The 18,744-nt window shown below is 64.9% G+C and carries 20 protein-coding genes; 19 read left to right on the top strand and 1 reads right to left on the bottom strand.

Features of this window, described 5'->3' with window-relative positions:
* Positions 1-404 precede the first annotated feature (404 nt).
* Positions 405-1,313 (bottom strand): 4-hydroxy-tetrahydrodipicolinate synthase, encoded by a 909-nt coding sequence (gene dapA / locus ABIC76_RS22535; protein ID WP_354535305.1) that lies wholly within the window; start codon positions 1,311-1,313, stop codon positions 405-407.
* Between the two features lie 92 nt (positions 1,314-1,405).
* Here dapA and ABIC76_RS22530 point away from each other — a divergent pair, with 92 nt between their 5' ends.
* The 19 genes from ABIC76_RS22530 to ABIC76_RS22440 all read left to right on the top strand — a co-directional run bounded on the left by ABIC76_RS22530 (position 1,406) and on the right by ABIC76_RS22440 (position 18,727).
* Positions 1,406-1,609 (top strand): hypothetical protein, encoded by a 204-nt coding sequence (locus ABIC76_RS22530; protein WP_092971826.1) that lies wholly within the window; start codon positions 1,406-1,408, stop codon positions 1,607-1,609.
* Positions 1,610-1,715: 106 nt separating this feature from the next.
* Entirely contained in the window at positions 1,716-2,342 is a 627-nt protein-coding gene (locus ABIC76_RS22525) for a LemA family protein (protein WP_012761321.1), read from the top strand.
* 13 nt (positions 2,343-2,355) lie between these two features.
* Positions 2,356-3,231: a TPM domain-containing protein gene (locus ABIC76_RS22520; protein WP_354535304.1), complete on the top strand. Its 876-nt coding sequence runs from the start codon at positions 2,356-2,358 to the stop codon at positions 3,229-3,231.
* Positions 3,232-3,253: 22 nt separating this feature from the next.
* Positions 3,254-3,778, top strand: coding sequence for a TPM domain-containing protein (locus ABIC76_RS22515; protein WP_354535303.1), 525 nt, complete (start codon positions 3,254-3,256; stop codon positions 3,776-3,778).
* A gap of 633 nt (positions 3,779-4,411) precedes the next feature.
* Complete coding sequence (locus ABIC76_RS22510; RefSeq protein ID WP_102064661.1) at positions 4,412-4,627, top strand: Flp family type IVb pilin; 216 nt, start codon at positions 4,412-4,414, stop codon at positions 4,625-4,627.
* Between the two features lie 512 nt (positions 4,628-5,139).
* Positions 5,140-5,316, top strand: coding sequence for a Flp family type IVb pilin (locus tag ABIC76_RS22505; RefSeq protein WP_027678035.1), 177 nt, complete (start codon positions 5,140-5,142; stop codon positions 5,314-5,316).
* A 122-nt stretch (positions 5,317-5,438) separates the two neighbouring features.
* The gene (locus ABIC76_RS22500; protein ID WP_374220476.1) at positions 5,439-5,981 is read left to right on the top strand and encodes an A24 family peptidase; all 543 of its coding nucleotides are present in this window, start codon (positions 5,439-5,441) and stop codon (positions 5,979-5,981) included.
* A gap of 363 nt (positions 5,982-6,344) precedes the next feature.
* Positions 6,345-7,202: a Flp pilus assembly protein CpaB gene (gene cpaB / locus ABIC76_RS22495; protein WP_027678037.1), complete on the top strand. Its 858-nt coding sequence runs from the start codon at positions 6,345-6,347 to the stop codon at positions 7,200-7,202.
* Positions 7,203-7,351: 149 nt separating this feature from the next.
* Positions 7,352-9,244 carry a type II and III secretion system protein family protein gene (locus tag ABIC76_RS22490; RefSeq protein ID WP_354535302.1) on the top strand — a complete coding sequence of 631 codons (1,893 nt, stop codon included), beginning with the start codon at positions 7,352-7,354 and terminating at the stop codon, positions 9,242-9,244.
* A gap of 28 nt (positions 9,245-9,272) precedes the next feature.
* Positions 9,273-9,581 (top strand): hypothetical protein, encoded by a 309-nt coding sequence (locus ABIC76_RS22485; protein ID WP_027678039.1) that lies wholly within the window; start codon positions 9,273-9,275, stop codon positions 9,579-9,581.
* Between the two features lie 81 nt (positions 9,582-9,662).
* Entirely contained in the window at positions 9,663-10,856 is a 1,194-nt protein-coding gene (locus ABIC76_RS22480) for a CpaE/TadZ family protein (RefSeq protein WP_102064659.1), read from the top strand.
* Between the two features lie 46 nt (positions 10,857-10,902).
* A complete protein-coding gene (locus ABIC76_RS22475) occupies positions 10,903-12,267 on the top strand; it encodes a TadA family conjugal transfer-associated ATPase (RefSeq protein WP_102064658.1) in 1,365 nt (454 codons plus the stop codon).
* Positions 12,268-12,279: 12 nt separating this feature from the next.
* A complete protein-coding gene (locus ABIC76_RS22470; RefSeq protein WP_354535301.1) occupies positions 12,280-13,257 on the top strand; it encodes a type II secretion system F family protein in 978 nt (325 codons plus the stop codon).
* 61 nt (positions 13,258-13,318) lie between these two features.
* The gene (locus ABIC76_RS22465) at positions 13,319-14,263 is read left to right on the top strand and encodes a type II secretion system F family protein (protein ID WP_354535300.1); all 945 of its coding nucleotides are present in this window, start codon (positions 13,319-13,321) and stop codon (positions 14,261-14,263) included.
* Positions 14,264-14,308: 45 nt separating this feature from the next.
* Entirely contained in the window at positions 14,309-14,755 is a 447-nt protein-coding gene (locus ABIC76_RS22460) for a TadE/TadG family type IV pilus assembly protein (RefSeq protein ID WP_354535299.1), read from the top strand.
* A gap of 31 nt (positions 14,756-14,786) precedes the next feature.
* Positions 14,787-15,809, top strand: coding sequence for a TadG family pilus assembly protein (locus ABIC76_RS22455; RefSeq protein WP_102064654.1), 1,023 nt, complete (start codon positions 14,787-14,789; stop codon positions 15,807-15,809).
* Positions 15,810-15,838: 29 nt separating this feature from the next.
* A complete protein-coding gene (locus ABIC76_RS22450) occupies positions 15,839-17,149 on the top strand; it encodes a glycosyltransferase family 87 protein (RefSeq protein WP_354535298.1) in 1,311 nt (436 codons plus the stop codon).
* A gap of 56 nt (positions 17,150-17,205) precedes the next feature.
* The gene (locus ABIC76_RS22445; RefSeq protein WP_354535297.1) at positions 17,206-18,279 is read left to right on the top strand and encodes a glycosyltransferase family 2 protein; all 1,074 of its coding nucleotides are present in this window, start codon (positions 17,206-17,208) and stop codon (positions 18,277-18,279) included.
* A gap of 19 nt (positions 18,280-18,298) precedes the next feature.
* Positions 18,299-18,727 (top strand): GtrA family protein, encoded by a 429-nt coding sequence (locus ABIC76_RS22440; protein WP_027678048.1) that lies wholly within the window; start codon positions 18,299-18,301, stop codon positions 18,725-18,727.
* Positions 18,728-18,744: the final 17 nt, after the last annotated feature.

Raw genomic sequence — 18,744 nt, 5'->3', positions numbered from 1 at the left:
AGGGGAAGGGAAAAACTCGCTGCGCTCAGACAGTTTCCCTTCCTTTTTCCTCCCTGCAACAGAAATTCAAGGCGCCATCTAGGGCAGGGAAAGTCAAAAGACAACAGCCACACCCTCTGGGCGCAAGCCCAAACGACAAAGGCCAACCGCACGATGGGTTGGCCTTTTTCTTTTGACGTTGAGCCCTTGATGGCGCCTTGGATTTTTGTTGCGGGAAGGATAAAGAGGGGAGGCCTGTTTGAGCGAAGCGAGTTTGCCTCCCCTCCCTTCCCGCGACACAAATCCAAGGGGAAGTCGCCATCTCGGGCGCGCCTTTCTTTTGCCTACTTTTCTTTGGCAAGACAAAGAAAAGTAGGTCGTGCCCGGCAGGGTACGAAACAGGGATGAACCACAAACAAAAAAACTCAAACCCGCCCAACCACCTCCACCAACTCCCGCCCCACCCCCTCAGAAGCCAACATCATCGGCGCCCGCAACACATTCCGAATCAATCCCTCGGCAGCCAGCCAAGCCTTCAAAGGCCCAGGGTTCGTCTCGGCAAACAACAACCGAATCACCGGTGCCAGCGCATGATGCAACCGCCGCGCATCGTTCAACCGCTGTTCCTGCACCGCCCTTGCCATCTCGACAAACAGCTCCGTGCGGACATGCGCGGCGGCAATGATCGCCCCGACGCCGCCCGCGCACAGCGTGCCGAACACCTGCGCATCTTCCCCCGCCAGCACCTGCAACCGCCCGTCGGCGATCAGGCGCTGCGTCTTGTCCGCGTCGCCGCCGCAATCCTTGATGCCGTGGATGTTCGGATGCGCCGCCAGCGCGAGCAGCGTTTCGGTGTCGATGTTTGCACCGGTGCGGTACGGAATGTCGTACAGCAACACCGGCACGGGCGAGGCGTCGGCCAGTGCGGTGAAGTATTCGATGATCCCGCGCTGCGACGGACGAATGTAGGAAGGCGCCGGAATCAGAAACGCTGCCGGCCGATGCTCGGCGAGGCGCAGCATTCGCTCGCGTACAGATGCGAGGGCGCTGCCCGAGACGCCCATCACCACGGGCAAACCGTCGGCGGCGGCACGTACCGTATCGAGCACGTCGGCCTGTTCCTGATCCGTCAGCGCTGCGGCTTCGCCGGTACTGCCACACGCCACGAAACCCGCGACGCCCAGCGCGCGGTACCGCACCACCAATGTATACAGCGCGCCGTAGTCGACCGACCGTGCCGCGTCATCGGCAAACGGCGTCACGATGGGCACCCAGATGCCCGAATAAGACGGGCATTCGCGGGTGGACAGATGGGTGGATGCATTTTCAAGCACGACAACACTCCTGGACGAATCAACGACCGGTCAAAGAACCGTCAGAAGCGCTTCGGGAATGCGGCCCCGCGAGATGCGGGTGGGAGGCAACCGTGTCCAACGTATCGGTCAACCGCTGTTCCGTCGCCCATCTGACGGAACAGCGCTCCGGTCAGACGAGCGGCTGTTTGGTGGCTTTTTTGGCGCGCGCGAGCGTCGACACGGCCGACAGGCTGAATGCCGGTGCCGTGCAGATCGACGAGAAAGGGGAAATCGCGCGCATGGAAATTGTCAAAAAAGTCCCCATACCGTACTGATGTGTGACTGGGGCGTCAAGCGCATAAGCTAAAGTGCGCTGGAACGTCGTGAGGCGCTGTCAGTCTCATGCCACATTCTTTTCGGATTCAAGATCTAGAGGATTTCATGACCCCTGCCCTGACCTTCCGCTCGACGCGTTTTTCGGTGCTGCGCTGGCTGGCACTGTCGTTGGCCGTGCTCGCCGCACCGTTTTTGTCTGCGTGCGGCTACAACGATTTCCAGGCGAAGGACGAAGCCACCAAAGCGGCCTGGGCCGAGGTGGTCAACCAATACCAGCGCCGTGCCGACCTGATTCCGAACCTCGTCAACACGGTCAAGGGCTATGCCTCGCACGAGAAGGACACGCTGGAAGCCGTGACCAAGGCCCGCGCCGCGGCCACCAGCTTCCAGATCACGCCGGAGGTGCTGAACGACCCGGCGGCCTTCCAGAAATTCCAGCAGGTGCAGGGCGAGCTTTCGAGCGCGCTGTCGCGCCTGATGGCCGTGTCGGAAAACTACCCGCAGCTCAAGGCTGACCAGTCGTTCCGTGATCTGCAATCGCAACTGGAAGGCACCGAGAACCGCATTACGGTGGCGCGTCAGCGTTACATCAAATCGGTGCAGGACTACAACGTGCTGGCCCGTAGCTTCCCGACCAACCTGACGGCCAAGGTGATGGGCTACCAGGTCAAGCCGAACTTCACGGTCGAGAACGAGAAGGGGATTTCCACCGCCCCGGCAGTGAAGTTCTGACGAGCTGATGACCATGTCGATGCGTGCGCGTGCCTGCTTCGCCTTCTTGCTGACTGCAGCCCTGTGGCTGGCTGCCGCGCTGCCCGCGTACGCGCAAAGTGACATGGTGGCCGTGCCGCCGCTGGCCGCGCGCGTGACCGACCTGACCGGCACGCTCAGCGCCGAGCAGAAGAGCGCGCTCGAACAGGTGCTGGCCGATTACGAGCAGCAGCGCGGCAGCCAGATCTTTGTGCTGATGGTGCCGTCCACCGCGCCGGAACCCATCGAGGCGTATGGCATCCGCGTGGCCGATGCGTGGAAGGCCGGCCGCAAGGGCGTGGACGACGGCGCGATCATCCTCATCGCCAAGGACAACCCGGCGTCGCTGCGCAAGATGCGTATCGAGGTGGGACGCGGGCTGGAAGGTGCACTCACGGATGCGCAATCCAAGCGTGTCCTGCAGGACGTGATGGCGCCGCACTTCCGTCAGGGCGACTTCTACGGCGGGCTGTCGGCGGGCATCTCGGCCATCCAGACCGTGATTGCCCAAGAGAGCCTGCCGCCAGCCGAGCGGGCGAAGCGTCAGCAATCCGGCGGCGGCATCGGCGATTGGCTGCCGGTGCTGTTTCCGCTGGCGATCATCGTGTTTTTCGTGCTCAGCGCGGCCATGCGCTCGGGCGGGCGCGTCACGGGCAGCCTGCCCGGCCGACCCGGATCGCGCGTGATGATGGGCAATCGCGGCTGGGGCCCGGGCACCATCGGCGGCTTGGGTGGTGGATTGGGCGGCGGCCTCGGCGGTGGCTGGGGACGCGGCGGCGGTGATTTCGGCGGCGGCAGTGGCGGCGGGGGAGGCTTTGGCGGCGGCGGTGGTGGTGATTTCGGTGGCGGTGGCGCCTCCGGCAACTGGTAACAGGCAGCAGGTAACGGCATCCATGGCTTCCAAGACCCGACACCACCACGGCGCACGCCGTGCCCTCACCCACCTGCTGACGACTTCGTCGCATGCCAGGCGCGCGTTTCCGCCGGCCGATCTGCAAAAGCTCGAAGCCGCCGTGCGAGAAGGCGAACAACGCCATCGCGGCGAAGTGCGTGTCGTCATCGAAAGCTCGCTGCCGGTGCGCGACGCGTGGGCGGGTGTGTCGCCGCGCCACCGCGCCCGGATGCTGTTCGGGCTGCTGGAGGTGTGGAACACGCGCGAGCACGTGGGCGTGCTGCTCTACATCAACCTGGCCGACCACGCGGTTGAGATCCTGGCCGACCACGGTATCGCCGCCAAGGTGGACGCCCACGCGTGGCGCACCATCTGCGAGACCATCACGCGCGGCTTTGCGCAGCGCGTGAGCATGATGCCGGTCCTCGATGCGCTGGCGCAGATCAACGACCTCCTCGCCGCGCACGCGCCTTCCGATGGCACGCCGCGCACGAACGAGCTGAGCGACCGGCCAGTCGTGCTGTAACTGCTTCGCACTTCCTGCGTTGTTCCCCTGCCGGGCTGGACCATGTTTCAGAACTGAAACGGTTTCGACGTGCCCAGCCGCGCCACCCCTGTCGGTCGCGCGCCTAATCCTTCCATACGAGGGATTGGCTGCCAGCGCATCGGGCGTCGAGATCAGGGCCGCGTTCCGCCGTAGGCCACCTCTCCGATAAAGCGCTCCTCTCTTCCTGCAAGACCCCGCCCAGGACACCTTGCAGCCACATCGCGCCGGACGACTGCACCGCATCGCATCTTGTCCTGGCAAGCGCCCCGATGTTTCAGCAATGCACGCATTGACGCGGGTGGCATGGATGCGGGCTTACCCGCGGCTTTTTGCGGCGCACAACGCGCATGCGTCACTTTCACGTTTGCCGTTTGCGCAAATGCCGCGTGCGTGATCGTTTGCTGTTTCGCAGACCGCACAAAGTGCACGTAACGCCTGGGTAACAAGCGCCAGCCAATTGCCTGGGCTGCGCGCTCACATGCCTGCCCAGCCTTTGAAAATCAAGGACTTAGCGGCAATGGCACGCTCGTCGCTCTGTTGGTCCCGCCGACATAGCAGCACGGTGTTTCGGAAAGACAAGACAGAACCGGCGCACACCTGAGGGGGTGGGACGTGGAAACCAAAGACCAACACATCAAATACCGCCAGACCGGCGCAGCCAGCGTGGAATACGCACTGCTGCTGGTGATGGTGGCTTTGGTGCTGATTGCCGTCATGGCGAGCGTCGAAACCAGCGTGGGCGATTTCTGGAGCAACGCGGCATCGGTGTTGATGACACCCGGCGGGTTCGGATCATCGGGCTCGCAGGGCGGTGGTTCGGGTGGTTGATATTCAAGGCCTGGGTAGCGCGCAATCGCACCACGGGCCGGTAGCACACAGCGCATGCCAGACGAGCAGCGCAGCGAACAGAACAGAAGACGTACGGGGAAGTTGTGAACGCGCTGGCACAAAGAGGCCAGCCGGCTGCAGGGACCGGCAACCGCCGGGAGCGTCTGCGGTGAACACGGAAGTTGTTGCACTTTCAGGCGTGAGCCGGTTCCTGGAGGAATGGTGGACCGGCCCGCGGCGCCCAGCGGGCACCTGCTGCGATTGCGGCGATGTCCGGGCGAGCGACCACCAGCGGCCACGCCGGTGCGAGCCCTGAGAACTGGTGAAGTCGGGGGAGCCTCTTGGTGTTGTCGTGCTCCGGAACATGCTGGCCTTCGCGCCGGTGTGGCACCGGTGTGCGCACACGATCTCCGGAACCCCTGGTTTGGCCTTGGCCGGCTTGTCTGGCCAGAACCCAGCGCCCGATCTTCAGCGGTGCGCCTTTCCTTGAACCATGACGTGAGGAGATTGAAATGAAAGCCATGATCAAGCGTTTCGTGCGCGAAGAAGACGGTGCAGCCGGCGTGGAATACGCACTGCTGCTGGCCTTTGTGGCTCTGGTGATGGTGACCTACGGGACCACCGTCAAGACCGCGGTCGGCGCCATCTGGAATTCGATCGCAACCCAGCTGTCGACGGCCGCCGCCTGAGCAGTGCCAGTGCGCCCAGGTCAGGTCCGGCAGCCCCGGGCCTGATCCGGCCGAATACACGCTGGCCCGCGGCACCCGATGCCGCGCGGACAGCCAGAACAATCGCCCGAGAGGAACCCGAGATGACCACCCTGACAAGCCTGAGCGCCCTGGCGAACCTCAGCCTGATCGTGCTCATCGTGATGGCCGCTGCGAGCGACGTGCGCTCGCGCCGCATCCCGAACTGGCTGGTGGCAGCGGGCCTCGTGGCAGCGCTTCTCGCGCAATGCCTCACACAGGGCTTCACCGCAGGCGCGCTCGCCTGGCTCGGTGGCGCAGCGGTGGGCATGGGCCTGTGCATCGGCGTCTATCTGCTCGGTGGCATGGGCGCCGGCGACGTCAAGCTGATGGGCGCGATCGGCGCCTTCATGGGGCCCTTCGGCGCCTTCCACATTGCCTTCGTGAGTTTTCTGGCAGGCGGGGTGCTCGCGCTTGCCATGGTGTTGCTGCGCCGTGACGCGCAACGCTCGTTTGCAGGCGTTTCAACGCTGCTGATGTCGCTGCCGTTCGGTGGTAAGGCCGTGCCTTCGCCGGACAGCGGGGGCAAGCGCAGCGGAACGATCCAGTTGCCGTACGCGGTGGCGTTTGCCGCAGGCACGTTGCTGGTGAAGTGGGGAGTGTTGTAGCCGAGGGGGAAACACCTGACGCGTGCCGATGCGGTGCAAGACAAGCACACGGCGTCGCCGCAGCCAGCCTGACGGAATGAATGCCACCAGGCACGCGCCAGACACACAAGGCATCAAGGACCACGCAAGAACGGTCCAGGACCGGGGAGAAGTGACATGCGTCAATCCAGTCGCACCATCGGGCAAGCCAGGACCTGCGCGGCGCCCCATCGCCACGCCTGTGGACCGCGTCCATCCTGGCACGCACCGCCCGCCTCCCCCTCTTCTTCGGCCGACCGGCGCCTAGGCCGGCCGTGCATGCCCGCTACGTGTCTTCGGACCAAGTGGCGGTGGGATTGAGAACCATCTGAGTGGGGTTGGGAAATGAAAAACCTGCGCATTCTCTCCATGTTGCTGATTGCCACGATCGCCGGCCTTGCGGCGGTGGTCTTCGCCTCGCGCTGGCTCACGCAGCAAAGCAGCAGCGGCATCACCAAGGTTGCCGTGGCCGCCGCCGACATTGACCTCGGCCAGCGCCTGTCGCCGGACTTCATCAAGGTGGTGGACTGGCCGACCGCCAGCCTGCCGCCGGGCGCCATCTCCGACACGCAAGCGCTCAGCGGCCGCGTCGTGCGCGCCAGCCTGACGCGCGGCGAGCCGGTACTGGAATCGAAGCTCACGCCGCAAGGCACCGCGGGCGGTTTGTCGGCCGTCATTGCCGACGGCAAACGCGCCATCACCGTACGGGTGAATGACGTGGTGGGCGTGGCGGGCTTCGCACTGCCGGGCAGCTACGTCGACATCATCGTCAACACGCTGCAAGACAACAAAGACGGCAAGGCAGCGGCGAGCGATCGGTCCGATCAGTCGATCTCGAAGATCGTGCTGGAAAAGATCCTGGTGCTGGCCGTCGCGCAAGAGGTCAACCGCGACGACACCAAGCCCAAGGTCGTGAACGCCGTCACGCTGGAAGTCACACCGGAACAAGCCGAGAAGCTCGACCTCGCACGCAGCGTGGGCACGCTCTCGCTGGTGCTGCGCAACCAGGTCGACCCGCAACCCGCCGATACCAGTGGCGCGACCAAGAGCACGCTGCTCAAGGAGCCCAAGATCACGGCGGCCGTGGCGGTGCCGGTGGTCAAGACGGTGCAGGTGGTACGCCGCGTGGCTGCTGCGCAGCGCGCACCCGGCAACTGCATCGGCGTGATTGCCGGCGTGGATCACGGCGCCGAGTGCTTCTGAAGCGAAGCGCATCACTCAAAACTCACGGGCAACGATCAACAACACAACAGGAAGAACAGACCAAAGGCCCCAGGAAGAGGGCTCCGGCACGGTCACAGGCAACACATAACCGGCCTTGTCTTGCAGAACAACCAATCTGGGGGATCACCATGAACCGACTCATCACGCAACGCGGCGAGACACGCTGCATGGGGACGTACATGAAGGCGACTGCAGCCGCAGTGGCCATGTTGGGGGGGCTTTGGGCAGGTGCGGCGCACGCGCAGGTCGGTGTGGAATCCGCCATCCTGACCAATAACGCGGCGGCGCCGGCCAAGCCGATGCGCATGTCGGCCAGCGGGCCGATCCAGCTGACCATCGGCAGCGCAAGCAACGCCGAGGCCAGCCGCGATTCGGCACCCAAGGGGCCGAACTGCACCGGCGCCATGCGCGAACACAGCGAGGTGACCGTCCCCATCGGCAAGTCGACAATGGTGCAGCTGCCGGAAGCCGTACGCAGCCGCACCGTCGGCAACCCGCGCGTGGTGCAGGCGATGCTGGTGTCGCCGCAGACGCTGTACGTGCTGGGGCTGGAAGTCGGCTCCACGAACATGATCGTGCAGGGCCGCAGCGGATCGTGCACGGTCATTGATGTGTCGGTGGGCGCAGACCCGGCCGGCCTGCAAGCCGCACTGCGCCGCCTGGTGCCGGGCGCGAAGAACGTCGAAGTCTCTGCCGCCGCCGACAGCATCGTGCTGGGCGGCACGGTGAGCGATTCGGTGCAGGCGCAGAAGATCGTCGACATCGCCAATGCGTTTGTCACGCGTCAGTCGCGCGGCCCCGTGCGCGAAGAAGGCGGCGGTGGTCAACAAGCCACCGGCCAGATGAATGCCGGCGGGCAGAACGGCGCACCGCTGCGCAGCCCGCGCATCATCAACATGATGGCGGTCGAAGCCCCGCAGCAAGTGATGCTGGAAGTGAAGGTGGCGGAAGTCTCCAAGACCCTGATCGACCAGATGGGCTCGGCGCTCAATGTGGCCGGTGCCTTCGGCAGCTGGTCGGTCGGCGCGCTCGCCAACTTCCTCTCGGGCTCCAACGACATCGTCAACTTCAGCAAGAACAACCGCCTGCCGCTGAAGTTCGCGCTGGATGCGCAAAAGGGCGATGGGCTCGTCAAAGTGCTGGCCGAGCCGAGCCTGATGGCCATCAGCGGTCAGGAAGCCAGCTTCCTTGCCGGCGGCAAGATCTTCATCCCTGTCGCGCAAGGGGGCTCCGTGGGCGGTGTCTCCACCATCGTGCTGCAGGAAGAAACGTTCGGCGTGGGCCTGCGCTTTACGCCCACGGTGATGGAAAACGGCCGCATCAACCTGAAGGTTTCGCCTGAAGTTTCGGAGCTGTCTCCGACCGGTGTATCGGTCACCTCGCCCAGCACCAACAACACGCAGATCCTGCCGCTGATCACCACCCGGCGCGCCTCCACCACGCTGCAGGTGCATGACGGCCAGAGCTTTGCCATCGGCGGGCTGATCAAGAACAACATCACGGGCAGCCTGAAGGCGATCCCCGGTGTTGGCGAGTTGCCGGTGATCGGTGCGCTGGCGCGCAGCACAAGCTTCCAGCAGGACCAGACGGAGCTGGTGTTCGTGGTCACGCCACGCCTGGTCAAGCCGCTGCCCGCGGATTACCCGCTGCCGACGGATACGTTCGGTCAGGTCAACACGGGCGAGATCCTGCTCAACGGCAACATGGAAGGGCACAAGGCCAAGCCGGTCAAGGCACCGGCCGCGATGTCCGCCCCCGCTTCCGCGTTGCCGGCACCGCAGGCCGCCGAAGCTGCACCTGCAGCGGCCGCAGCGCCCGCAGCCCAACCAGTTCAAGCGCCAGCCCCCACCGCGAGCGCACCGGCTGCAGCCGACACCGCAGCCGAAGCGCAAGCCCCCGCAGCCGCCACGGTACCTGCTGCACCGGCCGACAACGGCACACCGCCCGCGCCGGCTCCCATGGCGCCGGCACCGAACGCACGCCGCTTCGTGTCGATGGGCGAACAGCCCTTCCACGATTGACCCGACCGCAACCTTCAAGGAGACGATCATGAACATCACTTCGAAGCTGGCGCGGGCCGGACTCTGCAGCGCAATCGCCCTCACCCTGGCTGGCTGCATGACGACCACCCCGGAGTACGACAAGCACTTCGGTGAGGCCGTCCGCTCGGTGCAGGCCATGCAGACGCTCAACCCGAATGCATCGGCCAACACCAACCCGGTCACGGGCGTCGACGGCCGTGCCGCCACCGCCGCCATGGATCGCTACAACACCCAGTTCGTCAAGCCGTCGGCCGATGTCAGCGCCTTCACGGTGGGTGTGGGATCGGGCAGCAGCCTGAGTTCGCAAGACCGGTAGATCGCACCACGCAAGAACGCTGAAAGAGGAAAACGCGCTGCCGCCCGCGGCGCGTCACCAGACGCTCACAGGAGCCCGGCCATGGCCAAGATCGCTCTCGTATCCGCCGACGAATCGCACCTGCAATACCTCGCAGGGCTGATTGCACAGGCCACCAGCCACGTCGTTCAGCGCACGTGCGCCGCCCCGGCCAAGGCACTCGGCCAGCCAGGGCTCGCGCAGGGCGCCGATCTGCTGATCCTGGAAGCCGCCACCTTCAGCGCCGACGACATCCAGCAGCTGCGCCGCCTGACGACGGACCGCCCCGACACGCTCTGCATGCTGCTGACGGAAAACCCGTCTGCCGACCTGCTGATGCGGGCCATGCGCGCGGGCGTGCAATGCGTGCTGCCATGGCCGCCCGACGCGCACGAGTTTCGCGACGAGCTGCAACGCTGCACGAGCCACGCGCTGTCCGGCTCGCGCAACGAGGGCCAGGTGCTGTCGTTCCTGTCGTGCAAGGGCGGCAGCGGCACCACCTTCACTGCGGCCAACTTTGCGCATGTGCTCAGCGCACGGCATGGCAAGCACGTGCTGCTGGTCGATCTCTGCCAGCAATACGGCGACGCCGCCTTCCTGGTGACGGACCAGACCCCGCCGGCAACGCTGGCCAATGTCTGCAACCAGATTGACCGGCTCGATGCCGCCTTGCTCGATACCTGCGTCACGCATGTCGGCCCCGACTTCGACGTCCTGGCCGGCGCGGGTGACCCGATCAAGGCCGGCGAGATCAAGGCGATGCATCTGGAACGCCTGCTGACGCTCGCCGCATCGATGTACGACGTGGTCGTGTTCGACCTCGGGCAGGACATCAACCCGGCGTCGATCCTGGTGCTGGACCACAGCAGCGTGATTTACGCCGTGCTGCAACTGAATCTCGCCTACCTGCGTGCCGGCCGCCGCCTGATGGAGATCTGCCACTCGCTCGGTTATCGCGCAGAACGGCTGAAGCTTGTCGTCAATCAGTACGACAAGCGCGTGCCGTTCACGCAGAACACCCTGGAAAGCGCCTTCGGGATGCCCGTCTCGCATGTGCTGCCGTATGACCCGGCCACCGTGCGCGACGCCGTCAACCAGGGCCGCCCCGTGCTCGATGTGGCCGAGAACAGCCCGATCAGCCGCGCGCTCACAGACATGGCGCGGCAGCTCTTCCCTGCCACGCAGCCGCAGCGCGACGGCCTGCTGCGCAAGCTGTTCGGCCATGCCAACCAAGTACCGGCGCCGGTGCGGGCCTGACAAGCGCCCGACACGTCTCTAACCCATCGATCGCGTGGAGCCCATCATGTCACTGCGAGAACAACTCTTTCAGCAAGCCGGCGAGGCGCTACCGCAACGCGTGGCCTACGCGAACGGCTCGAATGGCCACACCAGCGCGGCCTATCAGCAAGTGGCGCAGGACGTGCACCAGATCATCATCGACCGCGTGGAACTGAGCCGCCTGCAGCAACTCACGCCCGAGCAGATCAAGCGCGAACTGGCGCAACTGGTCGAGCGCATCGTCGACGAAGGCAAGCACCAGCTCAATGAGAGCGAACGCCGCCGCCTCGTCTCCGACGTGCAGGACGAGATGCTCGGCTACGGCCCGCTCGAACCGCTGCTGGCCGACCCGACCGTCTCCGACATCCTCGTCAACACGCACAAGTACGTGTACGTGGAACGCCGCGGCAAGCTCGAGCTGACGAGCGTGACCTTCCACGACGACGCCCACCTGATGCGCGTGATTGAAAAGATGGTGTCGCGCGTCGGCCGCCGCATCGACGAATCGAGCCCGATGGTGGATGCGCGGCTGCCCGATGGCTCGCGTATCAACGCGATCATTCCGCCCTCGGCGATCGATGGGCCGCTGCTGTCGATCCGGCGTTTCTCGGTCAACCCGCTGACGATCCAGGACCTGGTCAACTTCCGCACGATGACGCCGGAAATGGCGCAGCTGCTCGATGCGATGGTCAAGGCCAAGCTGAACATCCTGATCTCGGGCGGCACGGGCAGCGGCAAGACGACGCTGCTGAATATCCTGTCGGGCTACATCCCGGCAAACGAACGCATCGTCACCATTGAAGATGCGGCCGAACTGCAACTGCGCCAGAACCATGTGCTGCGCCTGGAAACGCGCCCCGCCAACATCGAAGGCCGCGGCGAGATCACGCAACGCTCGCTGGTGAAGAACGCCCTGCGGATGCGGCCCGATCGGATCATCCTCGGCGAAGTGCGCGGCGCAGAAGCGCTCGACATGCTGCATGCGATGAACACCGGGCACGAAGGGTCGCTCGCCACCATTCACGCGAACACACCGCGCGATGCACTCACGCGGCTCGAGAACATGGTCAGCATGGCGGGCCTGCAACTGCCGCCCAAGACGATGCGCCAGCAGATCACCTCGGCGCTGACGGTGGTGGTGCAGGTCACGCGCCTGACCGACGGCAATCGCAAGCTGGTGAGCGTGCAAGAGATCACCGGCATGGAAGGCGAAGTCGTGAACATGCAGGAGATCTTCACCTTCCGCCGCAAGGGCATCGACGCGGACGGCCGCATCAAGGGCCACTTCTGCGCGACGGGCGTGCGGCCCAAGTTCTCGGAACGTCTGCAGGCCTTCGGCATCCATCTGCCGGAAACCCTGTACGACCCCTCGGTGCAATACGAGGTCTGAAGGAGAACCGACATGGACACCATGGTGATCGGTTTCACGCTCTCGGTTTTCGTAGCCATTGTGCTGGGCGTATCCGCTGCGTATCTGTGGTGGGACAGCCGCCACAGCCAGACCGCCAAGCGCCTGAGCCAGCGGCTGAAGATGGCGCTTCTCAGCAGCGCACGGCACGGCGCCGACGAGAGCATCCTCAAGCAGCGCGTGCTGGCGGAATCGCCCGAAGTGGCGGCACTGCTGGGCCGGCTGCCTCGCGTCAACCGGCTCGACCTGCTGTTGCTGCAATCGGGGCTGGACTGGTCGGTCGCCCGGTTTCTGGCGCTGACGCTTGCGGTGCCCGCGGTGGTGTTCATCGGCGTCTCGCCGCTCAATCCGCCGTGGGTCGCATCGCTCGCATTGGCCGCTGCGGGCGCCTCGTTGCCGCTGTTCTACGTGCTGCATCGACGTACGCGCCGGCTGATGAAGCTTGAAGCGCAACTGCCGGAAGCCACCGACCTGATCAGCCGCGCGCTGCGTGCCGGCCACTCCCTGCCAAGCGCGCTCGAGATGGCAGGCGATGAACTGCCGCAGCCGATCGGCGCCGAGCTGGCGATGGTGTTCAGTCAGATCAACTACGGCGTCTCGTTGAACGACGCACTCGCCGGCCTGATCGACCGCGTGCCGGTGGACGACCTGCGCTACCTGGTGATCGCCATCCTCATCCAGCGCGAATCCGGCGGCAACCTGGCCGAGATCCTGGACAACGTGGGCTCGCTCATTCGCAAGCGCCTGCAATTGCTCGACAAGGTGCGCGTGCTGTCGGCAGAGGGCCGCCTCGGCGGCTGGATCCTGACCGCGCTGCCGCCGGGCATGGCACTGGTGGTCTATCAGTTGAACCCGGAATTGATGTCCACGCTGTGGAAAGACCCGACGGGCATTCAGATGATGTGGTCGGCCATTGTGATGACGTGTGTGGGCGTGTTGTGGATCCGCCAGATCGTACGCATCCACATCTGACACGACACAGCGCCATAGAGCACAGAACAGAATTCGGAGGCAGGGGCAACCCTGAACGGACATGCAGATCGCACAGACAGTCTTGCTTGGCGGCACGTTCATCATCGTCTTTGGCGCGGTGCTGGTGGCACTCAATGTGCTGCGGCCGAGTGCGCTGCAGCGCCGTCTCGGGCAGATCGACCGTGAAGCGCCGAGCCTCGTGCCGCAGGACACTTCCAACGACTGGCTGCACAAGATCAGCCAGATCGCCAAGCCGCTGGCCAAGGCGTCGCTACCCAAGGACGGCTGGGAATCTTCCGACCTGCGCACGCGCTTCGTGCATGCCGGCTGGCGCTCGCCGGATGCACCCGCCATCTACTTCGGCATCAAGACGATGCTGGCGATCGGGCTGCCGCTGCTGCTGTCGGTGGTGCTGCTGGGCCGCTTTGACGCCAACCACCAGAACGAATTCCTGAGCGTGCTGTTCGGTGCCGCGCTGGTGGGCTTCTACCTGCCGAACATCGTGCTGCGCGCAAAGATCCGCCGCCGCCAGCGCGACATCTTCGAAGCGTTTCCCGACAGCCTGGACCTCATCATGGTGTGCGTGGAAGCGGGCCTCGGGCTGGATGCCGCCGTGCTGCGCGTGGTGGAAGAAATGCGGACGGCGCGCCCCGCGCTGGCCGAAGAATACGAACTGCTGACACTCGAACTGCGGGCCGGCCTCGCACGTGAAAAGGCCCTGCGCAACCTGGCCGCCCGCACCGGCGTGGAAGACGTCAGCATGCTGGTGGCCATGCTGATCCAGGCAGACCGATTCGGCACCAGCGTGGCCGAATCGCTGCGCGTGCATTCGGACATGCTGCGCACCAAGCGCCACATGCTGGCTGAAGAACGCGCGGCCAAGATCGGAACGAAGATCCTCTTCCCGCTGATCTTCTGCATCTTCCCGTCGCTGTTTGTCGTGCTGCTGGGCCCCGCAGCCATCCAGGTGATCGGCGCACTGCGCTCGGTTGCGGCCCAACAGTAAATCGAAGTCAAACAGCCGACCCGCTATCGTTTCAAGGAGACCATCATGCGCTCCCGTGCCTCCCAACGTACCGCGCACCGCCCTGCCCGCACGCGCAAGATGCGCGGCGCCGCCGGGGTCGAGTTCGCCCTGGTCTTTCCGATCCTGCTGCTCGTGGTGTTCGGCATCGTCGAATTTGGCGCGGCGTGGTACGACAAGGCGGTCATCACCAACGCCAGCCGCGAGGCTGCGCGCGCGGGCGTCGTCTTTGGCAACCCGGTGCCGACCAGCACCAAGATCCAGAGCGTGGCGACCAACTACTGCCAGAACCGCCTGGTGACATTCGGCGCGGCGGCCAACTGCACGGTGGGCTCGGTCACGAGCTGCTCGGCCTCCGGCAATCCACTCACGGTCACCGTGTCGTACACGTTCACCGGCCTCGTGCTCGGCAAGCTGGCGCCATTTACGGGATCGCTTGCGATGAGCGCGCAGACGACCATGCTCTGCGAGTAACCCGCAGCTCCTGCACTGTGCGAGGTGTGCCATGACCCAGCAAGCCCTCTCTCTACGGCAACGCGGCGCGGTCGGAATGATTGCCCCGATGTTGCTGGTTGTCTTCCTGTCGATCGGTGCGATCGCCGTCGACGTGGCGCACCTGTATGTGGTGCGCAATGAGCTGCAGAACGCGGCGGACGCGGCGGCGCTGGCAGGCGCCGCGGGACTCAACCCGATCAGCCCCACGCCGCAGTGGAGCAACGCCGTCACCAAGGGCACCAATGCTGTCACGCTGAACGCGTCCGACGGCAAGACCCTCGCCACGGGCACCGTCACAGCCGGCTACTGGAACCTGACCGGCACCCCAGCCGGCATGCAGGCGCAAACCATCACACCGGGAACGAACGATGTGCCGGGCGTGCAAGTCACCATTACGCGCGCATCGGGCGTCAACGGTGGCGCTGTCAAAGGCTGGCTGACATGGGTGTTTGGCGGCGGCACGGCGGACATCCGTGCCACGGCCGTCGCCGTCATCGCCGCGCCGGGCACGGCCAACCCGGGAGCGCTGTTTCCGGTGGCGCTCAACAAGTGCCTGTTCGATCTGTACTGGAACTACACCACCAATCAGCCGCTGAATGATCCGTCGACCGGCAAGCCCTACGTGATCGACATCGACGCCAGCTATCCGCCCGGCACCAACACCTGCGCCAGCGGCGAGTGGACCGGCTTTGGCGGCGCCACCGACGCCAACACCGAAAAAGGCCTGGTCGCAAGCGGCAACCCGACCACCGTGAGTATTGGCGACACCATCAACATCTCCACCGGTGTGAAGACCAGCGTCTATAACGCGATCCCCGCGCTGCCCTACACCGTGACGATGCCGGTGGTGGCCAACGTTGTGCCCGGGTCGAGTTCACCTGTGGTGGCGTTTGCTGGCTTCACGATCACAAAGGTCGTCACCAACGGCACGCACTCGTACATCGAGGGCAACTTCACCACCAACACGAAGGTCAGCGGGGGCGGCTCCGGCACGAACTATGGCGCCTATGTGCCACCGCGCCTCGCAAACTAGGCACACAGACCATTCACGGGGAACGCGCCATGGTCCAGTCGAATCAACAGCAACACGCGCAGCCGGTGGCGGATCGTCATTGGATCAACGCCGGCACGGTGCGCAAAGGCAGCAAGCTGGCGCTCGCTGTCTTCCTGCTGATCTTCGCGCTGGGTGCGTGGGTGACGAACGGCTTCACGGATACGCGCATCACCGGGCCCGCGTCGGACTTCTCGGTCTTCTGGGGCGCATCGCACATCGCCCTCCATGGTCACCCGCTCGACGCCTACGACATCGACAAGATCATGGTGGTGATCAACCAGTTCGGCACGCTGGAAGCGGGCAGCGAGCGCATTCTGCCGTGGCTCTATCCGCCGACCTTCCTGCTAGTAGTGCTGCCGTTGTCGCTGTTGCCGCTGTGGCCGAGCTATCTGCTGTTCATGCTGGCCACCGGCGGCCTCTATGTGAAGGCCACAACTCGGCTGCTGGGGGACAAGGTGGATGCGCGTCAGCACGCGTGGATGTCGGTGCTCAGCTCACCGGCCGTGTTCGTGACGGTGCTGATGGGGCAGAACTCCATGCTCACCGCGGGGCTGGCCGCCACGGCCGTGGCATGGCTCGACAAGCGGCCCGTACTGGCCGGCGTGGCCATTGGCCTGCTCGCCATCAAGCCGCAACTGGCGCTGCTGTTTCCGGTGGTGCTGCTCGCAGCTCGCGCATGGAAGACGATGGCCAGCGCGGCAGTCACCGCCGTGCTGTTCGGCGCCATCAGCATTGCCGTCTGCGGCTGGGACACCGTGCCCGCCTTCATCCAGAGCGCGCACTGGGCCGAGACCAACCTCGTCGAACACGGCGGCACTGCGTGGTATGTCATGCCGACCTTCCTGGCGGCGGCGCGCGCAGCCGGCATCGGTATCAAGCTGGCCTATGCGATTCAAATGTCGGTGGCCATACTGGCAACGCTTGCCACCGCCATCGTGTGGCGCCGCACGAGCGACACCGGGCTGCGTGTTGCTGCGCTGGCAACCGCCACGCTGCTCATCTCGCCTTATGTGCGGGCGTATGAACTGACGTGGCTCGTCGTGGCGATCGCCGGCTATGTCAGCCATGGCATTCGCTTCGGCCTGTCGGGCATGGAGCGCTGGCTGCTGGTTGCGGCATGGCTGTTGCCGGTATTCGAATTCACCAATCCGTTGTTCCAGCTACCGCAGGTCGGGCCGTTTTTCCTGGTGGCGATGATGACGATGACCGTGCACCGAACGCTCACGCACGCACGCGTGCACACCGCCATCAGCACCAAGTCCGGCCTGCCGGCTACGACAGCCATGCCGGCAGCGGCGAACGCACGCACCACCGCATAAGCATCGACAGACCAGTCATAGGTCTGCATATCGTCATCAAAGTTTTGGGGGAAGTCATGCAACCGAATCATCAAGACCCACACGACGCGCCTCTGCTTTCCCTCGTCGTACCGTTCTACAACGAAGGCGATGCGCTGCACCTGTTCTTCGCCCGCGTGGTGCCGATCCTGGAATCGATCGACAGCATGCAGTTCGAGATCGTGTGCGTGAACGATGGCAGTGCAGACGACACGCTCGCCAAGCTCGTCGCCGTATCGCAGGCCGACGCCCGCGTGCGGGTGGTGGACCTGACCCGCAATTTCGGCAAGGAAGCGGCACTGACCGCCGGCCTGGACGACGCGCAGGGCGATGCCGTCATCCCCATCGATGCGGACCTGCAGGACCCGCCGGAGCTGATCCCCACGCTGGTGGCGCACTGGCGCAAAGGCGCCGAAGTCGTGCTGGCACAGCGCGCCAACCGCGCTTGCGACTCGTACCTCAAGCGCGTGACGGCCACTGCCTATTACCGCATCCACAACAAGCTGTCCGACCTGAAACTGCCCGAGAACGTGGGCGACTTCCGGCTGATGGACCGCGCCGTGGTGAACGCGCTCAAGCAGCTGCCGGAGCGGCACCGCTTCATGAAAGGCCTGTTTGCCTGGGTCGGTTTCAGCACGGTCATCGTGCAGTACGAGCGTGAGAAACGCAGCGCGGGCTCGTCAAAGTTTTCCGGCTGGCGGCTGTGGAACTTCGCGCTGGAAGGCATCACGAGTTTCAGCACACTGCCGTTGCGCAGTTGGACGTATCTCGGTGCGCTCGTTGCTGCGCTGGCGTTCTGCTATGGCGCCTTCATCATCCTGCGCACAATGATCTTCGGCGTGGTGGTGCCGGGCTACGCCTCGGAGCTGTCGCTGATGCTGCTCTTCGGCGGGCTGCAGATGATCGGCCTGGGAATGATCGGCGAATACGTCGGCCGCATCTATGACGAAGCGAAGGGCCGCCCCATCTACCTGGTCAAGCGCCGCTATCAGGAGCGCCGCCCGCGCACCCGCGTACCGAGTATCAACAACCGGCAAGTGATCCCGATTGCCAGCGCTCGCCCGCGCCAGCCGCAAGGAGAACGCCAGCGCAGCCACGCCACACGGCGTTGAGGCCAACCGGAGACGCATCATGCGACACGCAGAATCGAGCGTCATGAACACCTTGGCCGGCGTGCTGCCGCTGCCGGATCGCATGTTGCTGATCCGCGTGTTCCGCTTTGGGGTGTCTGGGGTCGTCGCCACCGGCGTGCATGTGGCGATTGCCACAGCGCTCATCAGCGGCGTCTCCGCAACGCAGGTCACAGCCAACGGCGCGGCCTTTGTCTGCGCCAACGTGTGTTCGTACCTGCTCAATGCCCTGTGGAGTTTTTCGGCCAAACCGGCGCGCGCCAACTTCCTGCGCTTCTACGCCGTCTCACTGTTGGGCCTGGCGCTAACGCTGGCAATTTCGTGGTGCGCGCAGACGCTGGGCTTGAGCTATTGGACCGGACTAGCGGGCATCCTATCGACGGTGCCGCCGCTGACCTTTGTGCTGCACCGGTTCTGGACGTTCCGCTGACGCAGCTGCGTGCTCCG

The organism is Ralstonia sp. 1138, assembly GCF_040544795.1.
Taxonomy (GTDB): Bacteria; Pseudomonadota; Gammaproteobacteria; order Burkholderiales; family Burkholderiaceae; genus Ralstonia; species Ralstonia flatus.
Note: the sequence above shows the minus strand (reverse complement) of the source record. Positions and strands in the feature narration are given on the sequence as shown.